At 55.6% G+C, this 20,113-nt stretch carries 16 protein-coding genes; 11 read left to right on the plus strand and 5 right to left on the minus strand.

The genetic code is table 11. The features are described from left to right. Window positions 1-78: 78 nt before the first annotated feature. Window positions 79-945 (minus strand): helix-turn-helix domain-containing protein, encoded by an 867-nt coding sequence (locus tag ACFPMF_RS13520; protein ID WP_379845704.1) that lies wholly within the window; start codon window positions 943-945, stop codon window positions 79-81. Window positions 946-1,086: 141 nt separating this feature from the next. Between ACFPMF_RS13520 and ACFPMF_RS13525 the strand changes: the two genes are divergently transcribed. The 5 genes from ACFPMF_RS13525 (at window position 1,087) to rhaM (ending at window position 5,526) form a co-directional block, all read left to right on the plus strand. Next, window positions 1,087-2,472, plus strand: a complete 1,386-nt coding sequence (locus tag ACFPMF_RS13525; protein WP_379845706.1) for a Gfo/Idh/MocA family protein — start codon at window positions 1,087-1,089, stop codon at window positions 2,470-2,472. An 18-nt stretch (window positions 2,473-2,490) separates the two neighbouring features. Then, entirely contained in the window at window positions 2,491-3,384 is an 894-nt protein-coding gene (locus ACFPMF_RS13530) for a sugar phosphate isomerase/epimerase family protein (RefSeq protein ID WP_379845708.1), read from the plus strand. A 50-nt stretch (window positions 3,385-3,434) separates the two neighbouring features. Further along, complete coding sequence (locus ACFPMF_RS13535) at window positions 3,435-4,226, plus strand: phytanoyl-CoA dioxygenase family protein (protein ID WP_379845711.1); 792 nt, start codon at window positions 3,435-3,437, stop codon at window positions 4,224-4,226. A 111-nt stretch (window positions 4,227-4,337) separates the two neighbouring features. Further along, entirely contained in the window at window positions 4,338-5,141 is an 804-nt protein-coding gene (locus ACFPMF_RS13540; protein WP_379845713.1) for a sugar phosphate isomerase/epimerase family protein, read from the plus strand. 70 nt (window positions 5,142-5,211) lie between these two features. Further along, the gene (gene rhaM / locus ACFPMF_RS13545) at window positions 5,212-5,526 is read left to right on the plus strand and encodes an L-rhamnose mutarotase (protein ID WP_379845715.1); all 315 of its coding nucleotides are present in this window, start codon (window positions 5,212-5,214) and stop codon (window positions 5,524-5,526) included. A 91-nt stretch (window positions 5,527-5,617) separates the two neighbouring features. On the opposite strand, the gene ACFPMF_RS13550 is transcribed toward rhaM, so the two are convergent. Beyond that, window positions 5,618-6,394, minus strand: coding sequence for a LytR/AlgR family response regulator transcription factor (locus tag ACFPMF_RS13550; protein WP_379845717.1), 777 nt, complete (start codon window positions 6,392-6,394; stop codon window positions 5,618-5,620). Then, window positions 6,366-7,565, minus strand: a complete 1,200-nt coding sequence (locus tag ACFPMF_RS13555; protein WP_379845720.1) for a sensor histidine kinase — start codon at window positions 7,563-7,565, stop codon at window positions 6,366-6,368. Before ACFPMF_RS13555 ends, ACFPMF_RS13550 begins: the two co-directional genes overlap by 29 nt. Before the next feature lie 443 nt (window positions 7,566-8,008). Between ACFPMF_RS13555 and ACFPMF_RS13560 the strand changes: the two genes are divergently transcribed. The 3 genes from ACFPMF_RS13560 to ACFPMF_RS13570 all read left to right on the plus strand — a co-directional run bounded on the left by ACFPMF_RS13560 (window position 8,009) and on the right by ACFPMF_RS13570 (window position 12,297). Further along, the gene (locus ACFPMF_RS13560; protein ID WP_379845722.1) at window positions 8,009-8,560 is read left to right on the plus strand and encodes a cupin domain-containing protein; all 552 of its coding nucleotides are present in this window, start codon (window positions 8,009-8,011) and stop codon (window positions 8,558-8,560) included. A gap of 353 nt (window positions 8,561-8,913) precedes the next feature. After that, window positions 8,914-9,993, plus strand: coding sequence for a glycoside hydrolase family protein (locus ACFPMF_RS13565; RefSeq protein ID WP_379845724.1), 1,080 nt, complete (start codon window positions 8,914-8,916; stop codon window positions 9,991-9,993). A gap of 285 nt (window positions 9,994-10,278) precedes the next feature. Beyond that, window positions 10,279-12,297, plus strand: coding sequence for a beta-L-arabinofuranosidase domain-containing protein (locus ACFPMF_RS13570; RefSeq protein WP_379845726.1), 2,019 nt, complete (start codon window positions 10,279-10,281; stop codon window positions 12,295-12,297). 35 nt (window positions 12,298-12,332) lie between these two features. Here ACFPMF_RS13570 and nagA read toward each other — a convergent pair whose 3' ends face one another. Continuing rightward, window positions 12,333-13,523 (minus strand): N-acetylglucosamine-6-phosphate deacetylase, encoded by a 1,191-nt coding sequence (gene nagA / locus ACFPMF_RS13575; RefSeq protein WP_379845728.1) that lies wholly within the window; start codon window positions 13,521-13,523, stop codon window positions 12,333-12,335. Between the two features lie 189 nt (window positions 13,524-13,712). Here nagA and ACFPMF_RS13580 point away from each other — a divergent pair, with 189 nt between their 5' ends. Together ACFPMF_RS13580 and ACFPMF_RS13585 are read left to right on the plus strand one after the other, a co-directional pair. Beyond that, window positions 13,713-15,296, plus strand: coding sequence for a hypothetical protein (locus tag ACFPMF_RS13580; protein WP_379845730.1), 1,584 nt, complete (start codon window positions 13,713-13,715; stop codon window positions 15,294-15,296). 389 nt (window positions 15,297-15,685) lie between these two features. Next, window positions 15,686-16,417 carry a DUF5958 family protein gene (locus ACFPMF_RS13585; protein ID WP_379845732.1) on the plus strand — a complete coding sequence of 244 codons (732 nt, stop codon included), beginning with the start codon at window positions 15,686-15,688 and terminating at the stop codon, window positions 16,415-16,417. Window positions 16,418-16,468: 51 nt separating this feature from the next. On the opposite strand, the gene denD is transcribed toward ACFPMF_RS13585, so the two are convergent. Then, the gene (gene denD / locus ACFPMF_RS13590; protein WP_379845735.1) at window positions 16,469-17,416 is read right to left on the minus strand and encodes a D-erythronate dehydrogenase; all 948 of its coding nucleotides are present in this window, start codon (window positions 17,414-17,416) and stop codon (window positions 16,469-16,471) included. Between the two features lie 365 nt (window positions 17,417-17,781). Here denD and ACFPMF_RS13595 point away from each other — a divergent pair, with 365 nt between their 5' ends. Further along, on the plus strand, window positions 17,782-20,031 hold the full coding sequence (locus ACFPMF_RS13595; RefSeq protein ID WP_379845738.1) for a monovalent cation:proton antiporter family protein: 2,250 nt from the start codon (window positions 17,782-17,784) through the stop codon (window positions 20,029-20,031). Window positions 20,032-20,113 lie beyond the last annotated feature (82 nt).

Below are 20,113 nucleotides of genomic sequence, written 5' to 3' on the forward strand. Positions count from 1 at the left end.
TCTAAGCGTTGCTATAACCGAATGATTAGCCTGTTTGTTGGAACTCAGACTGGAAATCATACGATTTAAAACCGCTTTTTACGCCCGGCGGAGTTGGTGCCGAAACCGGGCGGGTGTAACGCCTTGCCTTTTTCGAAAGGCCTGCACAAAATAGGAAACATTTTCGAAACCGGCCTGCTCGCTGACGAGCGAAATGCTTTCGTCGGTGCGGCTGAGCAGGTCGCAGGCGTACCGGATGCGCAGGTCGGTGACAAACTGGGTAAGAGTTTGCCCCATCTGGGATTTGAAATACCGGCAGAAAGCCGCCGGATTCATGCTGGCGAGTTCGGCAATTTCGGGCAGGGAAACGGGAGCTGCGACCTGCTGCATCAGGTGGCCGACAACCCGGCTGAGCCGCTCGCTCTGGCGCGTGAGCTGGTGGCTCGGAACGTACCCCGGCGAAATGGTGACGACCGCTTCGGAGTGGGCTACCTGATCCAGTAGGTGCAGGAGGGCCGTGAGCTGGTGTAATCCCTCCTTTTTCAATAAGGCGGTTAGCTGGCGGGCGATGTCGCTGCGCAGGGGTTCGAGCAGTTTCAGCCCCCCGCCTGCCCGCCCGAACAACCGCTGAATGGCCTTGGTTTCGGGCAGTTCCCAGAACGTTTCACCGGTAAAATGGGGTGCAAACCGTACCACGATGGCTTCCGCCCGATCCTGTTCCTGCTCGGTATAAACCGCATCGTTTTTCCAGTAATGCGGCAGGTTCGACCCCAGCAGCACAATTTCTCCGTCCGAAAACCGCTCGATGCTGTGTCCGATAAACCGCATGCCCGTGCTGCTCACGACGTAGTTCAGCTCAATCTCGGGGTGAAAGTGCCAGGGATTCGTGAAAAACGGAAGCCGTTCGTGCCGCAGATCGAATGAGCGGTTCGGTTGTTGCGGAACAAGCAGTCGGTCGGGGCGCATCGGTTGGGAAACGTGGTTATTTGCAGGAAATAGTCCTAAAAAGTAATAATCTGCAAATTACGTGATAAAAATGGCAAATCTTCTGGTAGAATAATGAAAGAAAATAGTGGATTTTTGCTGTACTAAACCCTGAGCCTTTTCATGAACCGCCGTCATTTTCTCCAGAACACGGCCAAAGCGGCCACCGCCCTGTCAACTCTTGGCTTTCCGACCATCGTCCCGGCTTCGGTGTTCGGCCCGCAGGCACCGTCGAATCGCGTCACGGTCGGGCTGATCGGAACCGGTCGGCAGGGCTACGGCCAGAATTTGCAGGGGTCGGACCTGAAAGCGCTCGGCGTCCGGATTCCGGGTCTGCTCGATCTGCCCGATGTGCAGGTGGTGGCGGTTTCCGACGTGGATAGCTGGCGGATGGCCAAAGCACAAAAAACCGTGGAGGCCCATTACGCCCGGAACGCGCCCGGCGGAGCGTACAAAGGGTGCTCGACCCACCGCGATTTTCGGGAGGTTATCGCCCGTCAGGACATCGACGCGGTGATGATTTCGACGCCGGATTACTGGCACGTACCGATGGGGATTCTGGCGGCCCAGGCCAAAAAAGCCATCAGCTGCGAAAAACCGCTCAGCATGAGCGTGCAGCAGGGGAGGGCGCTGGTCGATGCGTTGAAAAAATACGGCCGCTCCGGCGTACCGGTCGTCAACCGGACCGATAGCGAATTTCGCTCCGTCCGTCCGCAGAATCAGGCCGTGGAACTGGTGCGAAACGGGCGCATCGGGAACTTGCAGAAAATCGAAATTTCGTTTCCGTCGGACCCGACGCCGGTGCCCCCGCAGGCCGACATGCCGGTGCCGAAAGAGCTCGACTACGACCTCTGGCTGGGACCGATGCCGTTCGTGCCGTACACGGAGATGCGGGTGCATACGCCGTTTGATGTGCAGAAACGCCCCAACTGGATGCGGGTCGATACCTACGCGCAGGGCATGATTGCCAACTGGGGGGCTCATTACTTTGACGTGGCGCAGTGGGCCAACAACAGCGAATATTCGGGACCGGTGGAAGTGGAAGGCAAGGGCGAGTTTCCGAAAAGCCTGTGGAATTCGATGATCAATTTCAGCGTGACGTACCGCTACGCCAACGGCGTGGAGATGACCTGCCAGCAGACGCCCACCAGCACACCGAGTATCAAATACATCGGTTCGGAAGGCTGGATTCTGGTCGATAATTATCCGGGCGTCATCAGCGCCAGCAATCCGGCCATGCTTACCTCAAAACCGTCGGGCAACGAACTGGATTTGTCAAAAACGCTCTGGGACAAGGTGGATTTTGTGGAAGCTGTCAAAACCGGTCGCAAAACGCTTGAACCGATTGAGGTTGGCCACCGGACGATCTCGATTTCGCAGATCGGGCTGATTGCCTGTCAGATCGGCGAAAAGCTGCGGTGGAACCCGGAAAAAGAATTGTTTGTGGGCAACAATGCCGCCAATGCGCTGCTGGCGGCCCCGCTGGCGCGGAAAGAATGGGCAATGTAAGGGGAACCGACAACGATCATGAGAAAAATAACAGTTTTGTTCGCCCTGCTGCTGGGGAGTATCGCCGGTTTGGCGCAGGGTATTTCGAACCATTTCTTCGTGTTGCACAACGCCATCCGGGGCGATTCAACCTACAAAACCTTCGATCAGCAGGTGGCCTTCATCAAAAGCCTGGGCTACGACGGCGTCGAAATCAACCAGCTCGATTCGTTCGACGGCATGAAAACCGCCCTGGATAAACACGGTTTTACGGGCTCATACTTCTACATCAAAATCGACCTTGATGCCCCGCTGGACCCCCGCATCGAGCCCGACATCCGGGCCTTGAAAGGTTCGAAAACCGTTCTGGCGCCCTACCTTGTCAGCGATAAAAAACGGTTTACGGCCCCCTCGGCCCGGGCCGATTCCATCGTGGTGCGTTACCTGACGCAACTGGCCGACTGGGCGAAAGCCGCGAACCTGCAAATCGCCATTTATCCGCACGTTGCGTTCTACGTCGAACGGGTTGACCACGCCCGGCAACTGGTCCGGCAAATCGACCGGCCCAATGTGGGGCTGACGTTCAACCTGTGTCACTGGCTGGCCACCACCCCAAAAGCGGAACGGGCAGACTGGAAAGGGCTGCTGACGACCCTGAAACCGCACCTGAAAATGATCACCATTTCCGGAGCGAATAACGTGGACGCTGCGACCCTGGACAACGGCCCGACCGGCATCTGGAACCAGTATATCCTGCCGTTGGGAACCGGCAGTTTTGATACGTACGAACTCGTGCGGTTTGCGGTTCAGGACCTGAAGTTTCGCGGCCCGATTGGGGTGCAATGTTACGCCATGAAGGGCGACAAACCGACGAATTTACGGAATACGATGGCGGTCTGGCAGCAATACAAAGCCCGGCTGGCGAAACGCTGACCCTGGCAGTTCTCTTCTCTCTTGTTTTTTTATTCTTTACCCGACACCCCATGCCTTTTACCAGCGAACACCTGCAAACCTACCAGCGCGACGGCTACGTCGTTGTGCGGAACCTGTTTTCCAAAGCGGAAGTCGAACGATTGTATGCCGTTGCCGTGGGCGACGAAGTGCTGAGCCGCAAAACCTACGACCGGGTCGATGCGTCGGGATTGAAAACCCGGCTGGCGCTCTGGTATACGCTGGACGACAGCGTGTACAGCAAATTGGCCCGCTCGGCGCGCATCGTGAACGCCGTAGAACAGCTGCTGGGCGGTCCGGCGGCTCATTATCATTCCAAACTGATGCAGAAAGAACCGCGAACGGGCGGGGCCTGGGAATGGCACCAGGACTACGGCTACTGGTACAAGAACAACGGTTTTCTGTTTCCCGACATGCTCTCGGCGCTCACGGCGCTCACGCCCGCAACCCGCGAAAATGGCTGTCTGCAGATGATCAAAGGATCGCACCGGATGGGGCGCGTCGAACACGGTTTTACGGGCGAACAGATTGGGGCGGATGCGGAGAAGGTGAATGAAGCGCTGAAAATCATGCCGCTGGAATACCTCGAAATGGAACCGGGTGACACGGCCTTTTTCCATTGCAATACGCTGCACGCGTCGGCGGCTAACTTGTCCGACAAACCGCGCTGGTCGATCATTACGGCCTACAACCTGGCGACCAACAAACCGTATAAGGATATTCACGAAAGCAGCTACACGCTCATCGACCCTTACACGGGTGATCTGCTGGCGGAAGAGGAAGCCGGTATTTCGGAAACCGCCGATTTTTTGGTGAAAAGATGAAGCCACCAGGCGGGTTTTGCCATGAGATTTACGACCCAGGCGTCTTTGTCTATTTGACGCATCTCCCAAACGCGTTTTTACCCTCTTGCTGCATTTCACTGATCTAGCCGAATGACGATCCGATTTTACGCCCCGGCCTGGGGAAATACATTACCGTTTGACTCGTTCTGCCAGCAGGTCAAAGCGGCTGGTTACGACGGGGTGGAAATGGCCTTGCCATTCGATGAAGCGGAGAAATCGGCCGTTCTGGACACGCTGGCGAAATACGATCTGGAACTGATCGGGCAATACTGGCAGTCGCTCGAAACCGATCTGGACGAGCACGCCCGCAGCTACGAAAAATACCTGCGCCACCTGGCGGCTGCGAAGCCCCGGTTCATTAATTGCCAGACCGGGAAGGACTTTTACACCTTCGGGCAGAACAAACACCTTTTCGACCTGGCGGCTCGGATTTCGGCGGAAACCGGCGTAAAAATCGTTCACGAAACCCACCGCGGCAAAGCGTTTTTTGCGGCTCATATTACCCGCGATTACCTGCAAAAACTGCCCCAGGTCCGGCTGACGCTCGATATTTCGCACTGGTGCAATGTGCACGAATCGCTGCTCGAAAACCAGGCTGAAGCCGTCCAGTTGGCCATTGCCCATACCGATCACATTCACAGCCGGGTGGGGCATCCCGAGGGGCCGCAGGTCAACGACCCCCGCGCCCCGGAATGGGCCGAAACGCTCAGTGCACACCTGGCCTGGTGGGATCAGGTGGTCGAGAAGCACCGGACCAGCGCAACCGGGCTCACGATCACAACCGAGTTTGGCCCCGCAACCTACATGCCGGTATTGCCGTACACCCAGATGCCGGTCACGAGCCAGTGGGACGTCAATGTGTTCATGATGAAGCTGCTGAAAGCGCGGTATTGACCGTGCCCCAATGGGGTTGACGGAGGGGAACGGTGTGAATTGAGTTTATCCCTTTCAATGATCTGATAACATGCAGGAAATTGCTTTTACCCTGAAACTTAAACCCGGTTTTGAAGCGGAATACCAGCGCCGTCACGACGAAATCTGGCCGGAATTGGCACAGGCGTTATCCGACGCGGGCGTGCGGGAGTATTCCATCTTTCTGGACCGATCAAGCGGGCTGCTGTTCGGCGTGCAGAAACGGACCGAAAACCATACTGCCGACCAACTGCCGGCACTGCCCGTAATGAAGCGCTGGTGGGCGTATATGGCTGATATCATGGAGACGAACCCGGATAACTCCCCGGTGGCGATACCGCTCGAACGCGTGTTTCATATGGACTAAACTGCGCAGATTGTATCGCGTAAAAACCAAAAGACCAGCCAGGAGGCTGGTCTTTTAAGTGATTGGAGAATGGGCTGAAAAAGAGCCGGTTTTACGTAACCCGGCTGTAAAACGCTTTCAGGTTATCGCGGTAACTCCGGCTCCATTTCAATTGCTGGCCGTTGCGGAGCCGGACCATGTATTCGCCGTTGAAATGCATTTCGATTTCGGTTACGTAATCCAGGTTGACGATATGCGAGCGGTGAATGCGCACAAACGTGTCGGGGTTAAGCCGGGTTTCCAGATTCGTCAGGCTCTCGTAAATCAGGTAATTTTTGCCCTCGGTATGGAGGGTAATGTAGTTGCCATCGGCGTCGAAATACAGGATCGCATTCGTATCGACCAGGCACATTTTTCCGGTTTCCTTGACCAGAATCCGGCGCAGGTAGGAGCCATCGGCCGGGGCGGTTTCTTCCTGGAGCAACTGCCCCATCAACGCATCGACCTGCGGCTGGGCGCGCTGGTCCAGTCGCTCCTGAACGCGGTTCAGGGCCTGAAAAAACCGGATTTCGTTGAAGGGTTTCAAGAGGTAATCGATGGCGTTGACCTCGAAAGCCTGCAAGGCGTACTGGTCGTAGGCCGTCGTGAACACCACGATGGGCTGGTGGTAGCCCCAGATGGCTTTCATGACCTCAAAGCCATCGCGTTCGGGCATCTGAATGTCCAGAAAAACCAGGTCGGGGCGGTGTTGAAGAATCTTCAGAACCGCTTCCGTTCCGTTGGCCGCTTCGTCGATCACCTCGAAAGCGGGGGCGGTTTTTAACAGCGTGCGGATGGCCTGCCGGGCCAGAAGTTCATCGTCAATGATGAGCGAGCGGTAGGTCGTCATAGTATTCCGTTGTGAGTGAAAAAACCGGCGGCAGCGTCAGCGCCACCGTGGTGCCATTGCCCGGGGGCTGCTCGAACGTCAGCCGGGCCTGATCGCCGTAGGCTTGTTCGAGCCGGGAGCGGGTGTTGCTCAGTCCCAGCCCGTTACCGGGCGATCGTTTCTTTTTGGCTTGATTCCCCAGCCCGTTGTCGAATACCTCGAGCCGCAAACGGTCGTCGGTTCGCCGGGCCGAAATCCGGATGCGGGCCCTGTCGGTCAGGTCGGCGATGCCGTGGGTGACAGCGTTTTCGACCAGCGGCTGCAGGATCAGTTGGGGCACCAGGCATTCTTCCGCGTGGGGGTCGATGTCGTATTCGATCTGCAACCGGTCCTGAAACCGGATTTGCTGGATCGTCAGGTATTGCTGGGTCAGGTTCAGTTCCTGCCGGAGGGTAACAAAATTATCGTGCTGATGGGCCAGAACGCCCCGCAGCAGGTCGCTCAACGCCGTCACCATGTCGATGGCTTTGCGGTTTTCGTGCTGTAGCATCAGGCTCACGATGGCGTGGTGCGTATTGAACAGAAAATGCGGATTGAGCTGCATCTTCAGGGCCTGAAGCTGGGCGTCGGTCAGTTGGGCTTTCAATTGCGAATTGGTCAATTCCGTTGCCAGGTGTTGTTTTTCGAGTCGCTGGTAGCGGTTGGCAAACAGAAAAATGTTGTACAGACCGATCACCAGCAAATAGAGCGTGGTGCCCAGACTGTATTCGTCCACCACCCACTTGAACAGGTTGTCCCAGGCCAGATTCTTGCCGGTTTCCCAACCATACAAGGGTTGAATAACCAGAAATTCGACGAGCCGCACCAGGAATGTCAGGACCGAAAAGGCCAGCAGGTGCACCAGAAAGGAGCCGACAACCTGCCACCAGCTCCGCCTGAGGTTGAGCGGAACCCGCTGGGCCATGTAAAAAAGCAGGGGCGTCAGCAGCATCCAGAGCACCCAGTGCAAGCCCCACTGCACCCAGCCGGAATACAGCATTGGGTACGGCCTGATCCAGCGGGTCATGGAAAATTCGATGAGGGTGATGCCGGCCTGAATGATCCAGAACAGAATGATGTATCGCCAGATTTGCCCGGATGGACACGGAATGCCGGTTTTCTGTTCGAACAGGTTGCTTGTAAAGAGCTTCATGGTGCCACGCGTAGTTCCCTTGATAAGCTTAAAACTAGGGCTTTGAACCCGTTCTGCCGAGTGCTTTTTTCTGAAACGGCCCAAAAACCGGGTGAAGTGCAGCTTTTGGCATGTGGTCGCGGAAGGGCTGGCGTTGGCGGGCCGCCCTCCTCCCGCTTTCAAACCGGTTCTCGGGCAGATCAAATGATTCTAATAACGGTTCGCATAATCGTGGTTTCGGTTCGCTGGTCTCTACGCTAGTTTTGAAACCGTAAACAACAACGCATGAATTCGCAACGATTACGTCTCCCCTTCGTGCCAACCGGCGCTTCGGTCCCTACAATCGGCAAGTCCGTGAAAACCCGGGCTCATAACGTCAGCCCACGGCCCGGCCAGCCCGGCGTTCGGGCCGGAATCAGTCGGTTGTAACCTCGAATCCTATGAACCGTAATTGAACACTATCCATGGCGTATACGAACAAGATCATTTCGAATGCCAAAACCGGGCAGGTGATCCGGTTTATTCAAACCGCCGACGATACGGGCGGAGAACTGCTGGAAATGGAAGCCACGTTCCGCGCCCGTTCGCAGGAACCGGCGGAACATTATCACCCGCATCAGGTGGAGGAGTTTCAGGTGTTGTCCGGGCGGTTGGCGGTGCGAATCGCTGGGCGGGTACAGATCTTCCGGATGGGCGACCGGTTTCATATTCCCCGGAACGCAGTGCATTCGATGTGGAATCCGACCGATCAGCCGACCGTGGTCAACTGGCGGGTTAGCCCGGCGATGGACACCGAATATTTACTGGAAACAACGACCGGGCTGGCCAATGACGGTAAAACCGACGCCAGCGGAATTCCGTCGGTTTTGCAGCTTTCGCTGCTGATCAAGCGGTTTTCGCGGGTGTTTCGACTGACCAAACCGGGTCCGGCAGTGCAGAAAGTGCTTTTTTCGCTGCTGACTCCGGTGGCCCTGCTGTTTGGCTATAAAGCGACGTACAGCAAATACCTCGATTAATACCTGACCTATGCGAAGTCGGGCTGGCAAACAACCGCCAGCCTGACCTTTTTTAACGGCCACTAAAAGAAGACAACGGAATGGTCTGGCTTCCGGAGCCACACTTCGACGGCCTGCTGCCGGAAAGGAACGACCGTTCATAAACCGCCTTACACTTCGTCAATGTTTGAACGTTCGCCGGGTATCGGTGACAACTCTTCCCGGGTTGTTGCCGGTGCCCGGTTTTTTATCGGCAACAGACGGTAAGAATTCGGGTTGCCGTTCCGCCGAATCCGCCCCGGTGCCGCATCCGGCGTACAAATAATCGTAATTTGCGCCAGGGATGCTTTTCAATGGTCACGTAAGGAATCAGGATGAAGTTTTTAATTACCAGTGTTTTCGTTTTTTGGGGTATCGCCAAGGCTTTTGCCCAGTCGGGGCCACCGGCGGCCCCGGTTTCCGACGCGAAAATGCGGGCGGTTTTTGAGGAAATCAAAACGCCGTACAAGTACGGAATCGTGGTGCCGCAGCCCGACGCGGGCCGGATGGTTGATAGCCCTACGGTTTTTCGAAAAGGGGGCAGCTGGTACATGACCTACATCATTTTCGACGGCAAGGGCTACGAAACCTGGCTGGCAAAAAGTGCCGATCTGTTGCACTGGACCACGCAGGGAAAACTGATGTCGTTTACTGACCACACCTGGGATGCCACGCAGAAGGCGGGCTACGTCGCGCTGGTCGATACGGAATGGGGTGGTTCGTACGAGGTGGAAACGTTTCGGAACCGGTTCTGGCTGTCGTACCTGGGCGGGTCGGAAAAAGGCTACGAAGCGGGGCGACTGGGCATCGGTATGGCGTCGGCGAAGGACCTGAGCCAACCGGTCGAAGTGGCGCGGTTGCCGCAACCCGTATTGTCGGCGGTTGATCCGGATGCGCGCTGGTACGATAACAAAACGATTTACAAAAGCCTGGTGATCCGGGATCAGGCGAAGAAAACCGGGTATCCGTTTGTGATGTATTACAACGCCAAGGGCGAACAACCGGATGCCAAAGGCAATGGCTTCGAAAACATCGCGATGGCGGTTTCCAGCGACCTGACCCACTGGAAACGGTTCGGACAGGAGCCGTTGATTACCCGAAAAACCGGGATTTGCGGGGATGCGCAGATCGCGAAAATGGGCGATTTGTACGTTATGTTTTACTTCGGCGCGTTCTGGAAACCCGGGGCTTTCGAGCGGTTTGCCTGTTCGTATGACCTCGTCAACTGGACCGACTGGCAGGGGGAGGACCTGATTGCTCCTTCCGAACCGTACGACAAAACCTACGCCCACAAGCCCTGGGTAATCAAGTGGAAGGGCGTCGTCTATCATTTCTACAACGCCGTGGGCGAGAAAGGCCGGGTCATTGCCGTTGCGACGTCCAAGGATTTAGGGAAAAGCCCGCTGGGGCAATAGGGAACTGGGTGTGAGCGACTGTCTGGCAGGCTGAAAAGCAGGGAAAGGGCAGCGGGGCAGAGCTTTGTCAGGGGAGTAGAAAACGCTGCGTCGCTTACTTTACAACCTGCTAATCAGGATTTCAAATCCTGATTTACACGGTCGTGGATTTACAATCCGCACCCCAGAAGCAGGACAGAGCCTCGCTAAAGGATACGACGGTCATTCGGATTTAAAATCCGAAACAGTGTGGATCGGGATTTCAACTCCCGATCAGCGACGTCAATAGGCACAAAGAGGATTGCCATGAAAAGAAAAAGTTGCTTTTTGCTGCTCTTGCTCGGCCTGACGATGGCGGTAATGGCCCAGGAGAAAAAAGCCCCCGTGGCCCGCTATAGGGCGGCCCGGTCTCCGTTGCGTTCCAGTACGTACCAGGAATTGCCGCTCGGGGCGATCAAGCCACAGGGCTGGCTCCGGGAAATGCTGCTGCGGCAGAAAACCGGCGCAACCGGCCACCTGGACGAGTTGTATCCGCAGGTCATGAATCAGCGCAACGGCTGGCTGGGGGGCGATGGCGATCAGTGGGAGCGGGGGCCGTACTGGATCGATGGGTTGTTGCCGCTGGCGTACCTTCTGAATGATAATGACTTGGTTGCCAAGGTGAAGCCGTGGGTGGAATGGGCCATCAGGAGCCAGCAGCCCGACGGCTATTTTGGCCCTTCGACGGATTACGGCCCCGAGCGCGGTATTCAGCGCAACAACAGCCGCGACTGGTGGCCCAAAATGGTCATGCTGAAAATCCTGAAACAGTATTATTCGGCGACCGGCGACAAGCGCGTCATCACCCTGATGACCAATTATTTCAAATACCAGTTGAAGGAATTGCCGCAGAAACCGTTGGACCACTGGACGTTCTGGGCGCGGTATCGCGGGGGTGATAACCTGATGGTGGTGTACTGGCTGTACAACATCACCGGCGACCCATTTCTGCTCGACCTGGGCGACCTGATTCACAAACAGACCTTCGACTACACGAACGGTTTTCTGAATACCGATATGCTGTCGCGGGCCGGGAGCATTCACTGTGTCAATCTGGCGCAGGGCATCAAGGCACCGGTGATCTATTTCCAGCACCATCCTGAGCAGAAATACCTCGATGCTGTCGAGAAGGGCTTCGCCGATATCCGGAAATTTAACGGCATGGCGCACGGTTTATACGGCGGTGACGAAGCTCTGCACGGTAACAACCCGACGCAGGGTTCGGAACTCTGTTCGGCGGTGGAGATGCTGTTTTCGCTGGAAAGCATGCTCGAAATTACCGGGAAAGTGAGTTTTGCCGATCATATCGAAAAGATTGCCTTCAATGCGCTGCCCGCCCAGGTGTCGGACGATTTCATGACCCGCCAGTATTTCCAGCAGGCGAATCAGGTGATGGCCACCCGGCTGACGCGCAATTTCGACGTCAACCATAGCGGCACGGATCTTTGTTTTGGGTTGCTGTCCGGTTATCCGTGCTGCACCTCGAACATGCACCAGGGTTGGCCGAAATTCACACAAAACCTCTGGTATTCGACCGCTGATCAAGGCGTTGCTGCCCTGCTCTACGCACCCAGCGAAGTCCGGCTGGTGGTGGGCAACGGAACGGAGGTGTCCTTCCGGGAAGAAACCAGTTATCCGTTTGAAGAAACCGTCAAATTTACCCTGACCACCGGAAAAATCGTCGCGTTTCCGTTCCACCTGCGCGTGCCGGCCTGGTGCAAGAAAGCGACGGTAAAAATCAACGGGAAGGTCTGGCAGGAAGTGGATGGGAATCAGATCGTGACGATCAGTCGGGAATGGAAAACCGGCGACGTGGTGGACCTGGAGTTACCAATGCACCTTTACAAAAACACCTGGTTCGAGAATTCAATGTCGGTGGAACGCGGCCCGATTGTGTACGCCCTGAAAATGGGTGAGGAAAGTAAAGTCGTGCAGAATGAGAAAGATCCGATTGAATACGGGGCTACGTACGTCGAACTTCGTCCGACCACGCCCTGGAATTACGGGCTGATTCAGGTGCCGGATGCCAGGCTCGAAGAAAAGTATACGGTGGAGAAGAAAGGCCCGGTTTCGACTTTTCCCTGGAATCCCGAAAAGGCTCCGATTCAGATCAAAACCAAAGCCCGACGCATCCCGTCCTGGGGGTTATACAACGAAATGACCGGCCCGATTCCGTACAGCATTACGTATAATCTGGAAACCGGCCCGGAAGAAGAAATTACCCTGATTCCGTACGGCTGTACCAACCTACGCATTTCCCAGTTTCCCGTTGTCCGGCAACACTAAAGAGCAGGAAGTCTGAAAAGCCGCTGTTGTGAATTCTAGTGGCTTTCGTAAACGACGTTTCCACCGATGATGGTCCGGTAAATCCGGATGTTTTCGTCGAAAATAACGAGGTCAGCGTCTTTGCCGGCAAGCAGCGATCCTTTCCGGTCCTGGACGCCCAGCATCCGGGCGGGCGTGCTGGTGATCATGCGCACGGCTTCCGGCAGGGGGACCCCCGCCAGCGTAATCATGTTGCGAACCAGTCGGTCGGCGGTGGCCACGCTGCCCGCAAACGAACTGCGGTCGGGGAGTTTGGCCACGTCGTCTTCCACAATGACGCGCAGGCCGTCGGTCAGGCTGCCCAGAATGCTTTCGCCGGGCGGCATCCCCGCAGCGCGCATGGCGTCGGTAATGAGCGCGGTTCGGTCGGGGCCTTTGATTTTGTAAATGAGTTTGAGCAGGGGCGCGGGCAGGTGAACACCGTCGGCGATGATTTCCACGTCCATTTCGTCAATCAGGTAGGCACTTTCGATGACGCCCGCGTACCGGAACGCATTGCGCCGGGTCACGCCCGACATGGCGCTGTAAAAGTGCGTAGCCAGGCTATACCCGTTTTCAAACGCTTCCAGCACCTCTTCGTAAATGGCATCGGTATGCGCCACGGCCGCCAGAACACCTTTCGAACGCAAATACCGCCCGAATGCGATGGCGCCCTTCAGCTCCGGGGCCGCGCTCCAGCGTTTTACGACCGGCGAATGCGCCAGAATTTCGCGGTATTCTGCCGGATCGGGGTCGCGGATATAGCGGGGGTCCTGGGCACCCCGTTGGCTCATCGCAAAATAGGGACCTTCCAGGTGCATGCCCAGAAACCGGGCCCCTTTCGTATTGTGCCGGTCGGCGGATGCGTACAGATCCAGCGTTTTCAGCAGGTGTTCTTTGGTGCTGGTCAGCGTTGTCGGCATCAGGGCTGTGGTGCCGTAGCGCGCGTGGGTTTCCGCAATGGCCAGAAAAGCCGCTTCCGAACCGTCCATGAAATCATGCCCCCCTCCGCCGTGGATATGGATGTCGATAAAACCGGGAGCCACATACCGCCCCCCTGCGTCGATTTCTTCGGCATCGGGGACGTCGAGGTCGCGTTCGCTGATTTCGGTGATCGTATCGCCGGTGAGTAAAACCGTGCCGCGGGGAATCAGACGGTACGGGGTTACAATCCGGGCGTTGGTGATTTTCAGAGGTCGTGGGGTCATGCGGGTTTCGGGAATCGGAATGAAGCCCTAAAAGTACGGAGCCGTCCGCTAAAATGTAAATCAAATGAAGCCGGGTCGCTCTGAATAAAAGGCTGGAAAATTTCTGAAACTGTTTTGTTGATATGAGTAATTCCCGTTGTTTTGTTGGGAAAATTACTCAGTATACTTTATCTCTTTTCTGCCGTAACAATGAATAAATTTTTCGTAGCCTGCCTGGCACTCTGTTCCATGGGTACCCTTAAAGCCCAGAAAGTTAATTACGATGATGTGTCCTTTACCGTCCCCGTTCCGGCGGTTTACCCATCGCTCCAGCAAAGTATTTCCTTCGACGTACGGGCGACTGTGACGGAGCGCATCAAAGATTCGTTTCTGGCTTCGGATGAAGTAGAAAAGATGCGGGCCGTTTTCCAGTCGCCCATGCAGGTCCGGTTTGGGAAATTTTCGCAGGTGGATTCCACGGGTGATTTTCACGTGGTGTCTGTCATCCAGCGCTTTAAATGGGTCAAGGCCGCTGGGTTGCCCTCGTCTTCGATGATGATGACTCCACCAAAGGCGAGCGGACTGACGGCCGATGTTGCCTTATACACCCGGGTTTATGATAAATTCGGCACATTGCTTTATGATCGCTCCGCCAGTTTTCCGCAACTCAGTATTCCGGCCGAGAGCGAGTGGGGGAGTGGGTATGACCGGAAAGATCCGAAAACCCGGACCCGGATTGCTACCCAGGAAGCCATCAGCGCATCGTTGCGCCCGTTTGTTTACGAAATTTACGGACATACCCCCGAGTTGACCTCGAAACTGGCGTACCTCGAAGACGTCAAGAAAAAATCGGAGTTGAAAAATGTAGAAGAGCAGGTTAGCCAGCTAAAAACCGTTCTGCGGAAGGAAGGCGTTGCTAACTTTCTGGCAGCCAGTGAACCTTATCTTCCCTTCTGGGAAAAATTAGCCAACTACCAGGGAGAAGGGGACGTCGATGAGGTGAAACGGGCGGCTTTGCAAAACCTGTCGCTGGTTAGCCTGCTAAAAGGGGACTTTGAAAAAGCCGAAACCTACATCGCGGCCTACAAGCCAATTGACAAGAATGTAAAATCCATGTTCGGCTTGGTGAATACCCGAAACAGCGACGACCTGGAATTACTGCTGAAGATCGTGCGGGCCAGACCCGAGAATGAAATCAAACCGGTGTCGGATAAGGTTTTGACAATGAGTGAGATCCAAACGATCAATACGTACCTGTCGATACCGGGAACGATTGTGCTGGAAGGTAAAAATGCGGGGACGTATGAGGGCGTGATTCGAATTAAAAGACCGGAGCCGAAGCTTAATTCGGAGGAGTCAAAAGGATCGGGGATGATGGTTCTGGGCGCGGAAGATTTGCTTATTCAGGTCCCGACCGCCGACCAACCGGGGAATGCAAAACCGCTGGTAGTGCGGAGTTCGGTGGTGAAATCCCTCAAAGGAAGTGACGGAACGGATTATCAGATACGGAAGTTTGGCACCGTTGGCTTTGCCGATGGCGCCATCTGGTACTTGCTCCGTGCTGAGTATCAGTCGCCGAAGGTCACGGTTTTTCGGTCCGTGTTACCCAGTGCCAACGAATTCGTAGTCCTGAAATGGGGGGATAGCAAAGGGGTGAAGTCGTCTTTTTTCAATGCCAAACGCAGTGTGCTCGACTATCTCAAAGACTGTTCGGTGCTGGAAGGAAAATACAAAGGCAGTACGACGCCCTTCGATATCAAACAGGTAGCTCTTGATTATACCAATTGCCAATAGGTTTTCCCGGTATGCGGGGGATATTGAAAACGGAAATAGGCCATTGCTAGCCCACAACAGGTAGTAATGGCCTATTTTTCATAATACGATTCCGACAACTCGGCCCGCGCTTTGCTTTTTCGGCCTGGGCGCACTAGCCGGATCGGGTTCGCTGAAATTGCCGTACGCGATGGTGTTACCGCGCGACAAGATCTGGTCCCAAAACCGCTGGCCGCTGGCGCGGTTAGTCTGCCGGTTTTATTTTCCGGACAGCGGGCAAGTATACTGGATCTTTTACAAGAAAAACAAATAGGTTTTTTGCTAAAAAATCATTGTTTTATCCGATATTGGGTGAGCCGGTTTGGCGCAAGTCTATCATTGAGGCTGATGGATCGAAAATGACGTAGAGTATGGGAAGTTTGGAAGATGAGATCGCGATCATTCAATTTGGGCAGGACGTTCGTTCGGAGGAGGAGTTACGAAAACGCTTTAAGGCTCTTTCGGTAGATGAAAAGAGAAGCCGGTTATTCGACCTGTCGATGTTGGTTTTCAGTATGCAACCCGTTGATTCCGACGTGGCGCAGGCCATTGCCCACAGCGGTTTGGATGCGTCCGAGGCTGCCTGCAAGCAGCTGGAAACCGAAAAGCTGCGAAGCAACCGGGTTGTCTTGCTACCGGAAAGCGAGTTGGAAAGTGGGTATCGATTGTGGCTGCATTTGTTCAAAATCGCGTATCAACGAACCTATGCGCGGGAAAAGGGCAACGCCACGCACTGGTGGTACCGGGATTTAGCCGACGACGAAACCGGGCAGGAGATTCTAACCACCCACCAGCGGCTGGTCGACGAGATTTACGCCAATCCCGGTTTTCGCAACGAATTCATCAGCATCGTCCGGCTCCGGCACGCGGCCTTTCCGGATACATCGACCCGTGTGGAGGAAAGAACCACCAACAATTTTCTGTCGTACGATGAAGTCATCAGCGTTTCCATTCAGTCCCACGAGACGCAGCAAAAGCACCTGGAAGCCATCCATTTGCTGTCCGATGCGATCAGGAAAGCCCTCAGGCGCCAGTATGGACTTGCCGCTGAGCAAACGCGGAGATTAATCGAGGACGTGATTCAACGCTACTCGGAGGGTTAAAAAACCGCTCGTTTGGCTGATTAAAGGCATAGATCCATAAATCACTTGGTCCTACACCTGGGGCCGGGCGAGGAATTGCCGGATGAAGTCGTCGAAATGCGAATCTACCGCAAAGCCGAGCCGCAGCGCCCGGGTGTTGTCGACGGCCTGGGGCCAGCTGCTGACAATGGCGTTGATCGTCGGGTCGGGCTGGAACGCGATGCGGGCCACGGTTTCCGGGCCGGTCAGCCGTTCCAGGGAATCGAGCATCTGCCGAATGGTGACGCCGATGCCGGGCAGGTTGACGGTGCGCCAGTTGCCGAATGCCGTACCGTCTAGCCGGGCCCCTTGCAGCAGGTTTCGAATGATGGTATCCGGGCTGGACACCAGGACCGTCAGGTCGGGTGAGACCGGGCAAACCGCCGGTTCGCCGTTGAGGGGTTCCCGAATAATGCTGCTGACAAACGACGAAGCGGCCTGGTTGGGCCGACCGGGCCGGACGCAGATGGTGGGCAGGCGCAGCACCCTTCCATCCACAAAATTTTTCCGGGTATAATCATTAACCAGTAACTCCACGATGGCTTTCTGGGTGCCGTAGGAAGATTGGGGCGTAACGACCGTCGCATCATCGATAACGGCGGCCCGATGGCCTCCGAACACGGCAAAACCGCTGGCAAATACAAACCGGATGCCCGGTTTTTGCTGGCGACAGGTTTCCAGCAGTTGCCGGGTCAGGTCGAGGTTGACGGCCCAGCCCAGATCGAACTCCCGTTCGGCCTGGCTGCTCACCACCGCTGCCAGGTGGAAAACGATCCCGGTTTTTTCGGAAATGATTCGCTTTGCGGCACCGGTTTCCGTTAAATCGATCGGCTGGCAACGCACCCGGCTGTCGTTGCCCGGAAGGGAAGGCTGAATCCGGTCGACCAGCAGCAACTCGTCAAAGGCGAGGTCGCTGCTCAGGAGCGCCTGCGCGAGTCGCTGGCCCAGAAAACCGGCCCCGCCCGTTATAAGGATCTGCATAAGAAGGAGTTACTGGTTTTTGTTGTCACCGTCTCCACGAATTGACGCCCTCCCCGCGAGCGCTGAGCGTCACTTTTTAGACGAAAACCGGGTAATATGCCACCCAACGCTAACCCGGTCGTTCCGTTTTTGATGAATTTCCGGCAAAATTTCCGGCATGGCCGCATGGGTAGCATGGGTTGGAAGTCAGTGAATTATCATCGGAAATTTGCGTTAAAATTCTCGTAAAATCCGGCTTGGTCCAACAGAAATTTTCAGCGGTAATCCGTTTCATGGCGCTGATTAGGGCTAAAAAGGTCGTATTATTGTAAGCATCCACTCCTTCGGCCGGCGACAGGAGGCTGAAAAATACGATTTTTCCAGATATGGCGCATTTACCAAACCTGATCATTGATCTTGCCATCATTTTGGGGACCGCAGCCGTTACGACTCTACTTTTCAAATGGCTCAAACAACCCCTCGTGCTGGGCTACATCCTGGCGGGCGTGCTGGTGGGCCCCCAATTTTCGCTATTTCCGACGATTTCTGACCCGACTACCATCCGTATCTGGGCCGACATCGGCGTGATTGTGCTGCTGTTCAGTCTGGGTTTGGAGTTCAATCTTAAAAAACTGGTCAAAGTAGGCGGCACAGCTTCCATGACGGGGGTGTTCGAGATTGGGGCCATGATTCTGCTGGGATATCTGACCGGCCTCTGCCTCGGCTGGTCGACCATGGACAGCATTTTTCTGGGCGGGATTGTCTGTATTTCATCCACTACCATCATCATCCGGGCGTTCGAAGAACTGGGCATCAAAACCCAGCAGTTTGCCGGTATTGTGTTCGGAATTCTGGTGATTGAAGACATTGTGGCGGTTTTACTGCTCGTTTTGCTTTCGACGCTGGCCGTCAGTGAGCAGTTTTTCAGCACCGACATGCTGGTTGCCATCATGAAGCTGGCCTTTTTCCTGGTCATCTGGTTTGTGGGCGGTATTTTTCTGGTCCCTTCGTTTCTGCGCAGCAGCCGGAAATTCATTACCGACGAAACCCTCCTGATTATCTCCCTGGCGCTTTGTCTGCTCATGGTCGTGGTGGCCACCCGTGTCGGTTTTTCGCCCGCCCTGGGAGCGTTTATTATGGGCTCCATTCTGGCCGGAACCATCTATGCCGAACGCATCGAACACCTGCTGACCGCCATCAAAGACCTGTTCGGGGCGGTTTTTTTCGTGTCCGTCGGCATGTTGATCGACCCGGCCCTGCTGGCTCAATACGCCGGACCGATTGCCCTTATTACGGTCGTCGTCATTGTTGGGAAAGCATTGAACGTGACGGTGGGTGCGTTGCTGGTCGGACAACCGTTGAAGCAATCCCTGCAAACCGGGTTTAGTCTGGCGCAGATCGGGGAGTTTTCGTTCATCATTGCCACGCTCGGCCTGAACCTGAAAGTGACCAGCGAATTTCTGTACCCCATTGCCGTCGCGGTTTCGGCCCTGACGGCCTTTACGACGCCGTATATGATCCGGGCGGCCGGGCCGATCTACAGCTGGCTGGACCGCCGGTTGAGTCCGCGAACCAAGCTGTTTCTGAGCAGTTACAGTTCCGGGGCGCAGACCATCGGCAGCGTCAGCGACTGGTACCAGTTGCTGCGCGAACACATTCAGATCATCATCGTCAATACCGCCGTTATTCTGGGTATCATTCTGATCTCGTCGCAGTGGCTGCTGCCGCTGGTGACGGAACATCTGGCTACCGGCTCGTGGGCGCTGACACTGGCCGGTTTTCTATCCTTCGTGCTGATGGCGCCCTTCCTGTGGGCTCTGGTGCTGAAGCGCATCAACCAGCCGGTTTATACCCGGCTCTGGACCGAGCGACGCTCGTACCGGGGGCCGCTGGTGACGCTCGCCATTACGCGGGGCATCATTGGCCTGGGGCTGGTGTTGCTGCTGCTGCAACAGTTTTTCTCGGTCAGTATTATTCTGTTTTTCCTGGTGGTAGCCGCCGGTCTCTGGCTGGTGCTGGGCAATCGCCTGCCGCTGATTTATGACCTGATCGAAAACCGGTTTTTGCTGAATCTGCATGCGCGCCAGATTTACCAGGAAACCCGCATGGGCCGTAACCTGCTGCCCTGGGATGCACACTTGTCTTATTTTGAAGTCAGCGCCGAATCGCCGGGGGTGGGGTTCACGCTGGCCGAACTGGCCTTGCGGGAAAAATACGGCGTCAACATCATTTCCATTGCGCGGGGCAGCATGACGATGCTGGTGCCAGGCCGGAACGAGCGCCTGTTTCCCGGGGATAAAATTGCCGTGATCGGGACGGATCAGCAACTCGAACAATTCAGCAAACTGATCGAACCGGCACCCGCCAGCAAGGCTCCGGTGACGCCCGTACAGGAAATTTCCCTCCAGAAAATCGCCGTGGACGATTCTTTTCCGTTTGTTGGCAAATGCATTCGCGAATCCGGTATTCGTGAAATTACCCAGGGGCTTATTGTCGGGATCGAGCGCAAGGGAACCCGCATTTTAAATCCGGAATCAACGACCTTTTTCCTCGCCGGCGATGTTATCTGGCTGGCCGGAAACACCAAACTGATCAAACAGTTTCAGCGGGAAAACCGCTTGCGGAGCGTGCAATAGGGGATTGTTTCTCGTTAAGGAATCCGGTTCTGTTCGTGGCCAGAACCAGGAACCATCGACCATGCACGGACTTCCGAACCGG

Source organism: Larkinella bovis, from assembly GCF_042655385.1.
Lineage (GTDB): Bacteria > Bacteroidota > Bacteroidia > Cytophagales > Spirosomataceae > Larkinella > Larkinella bovis.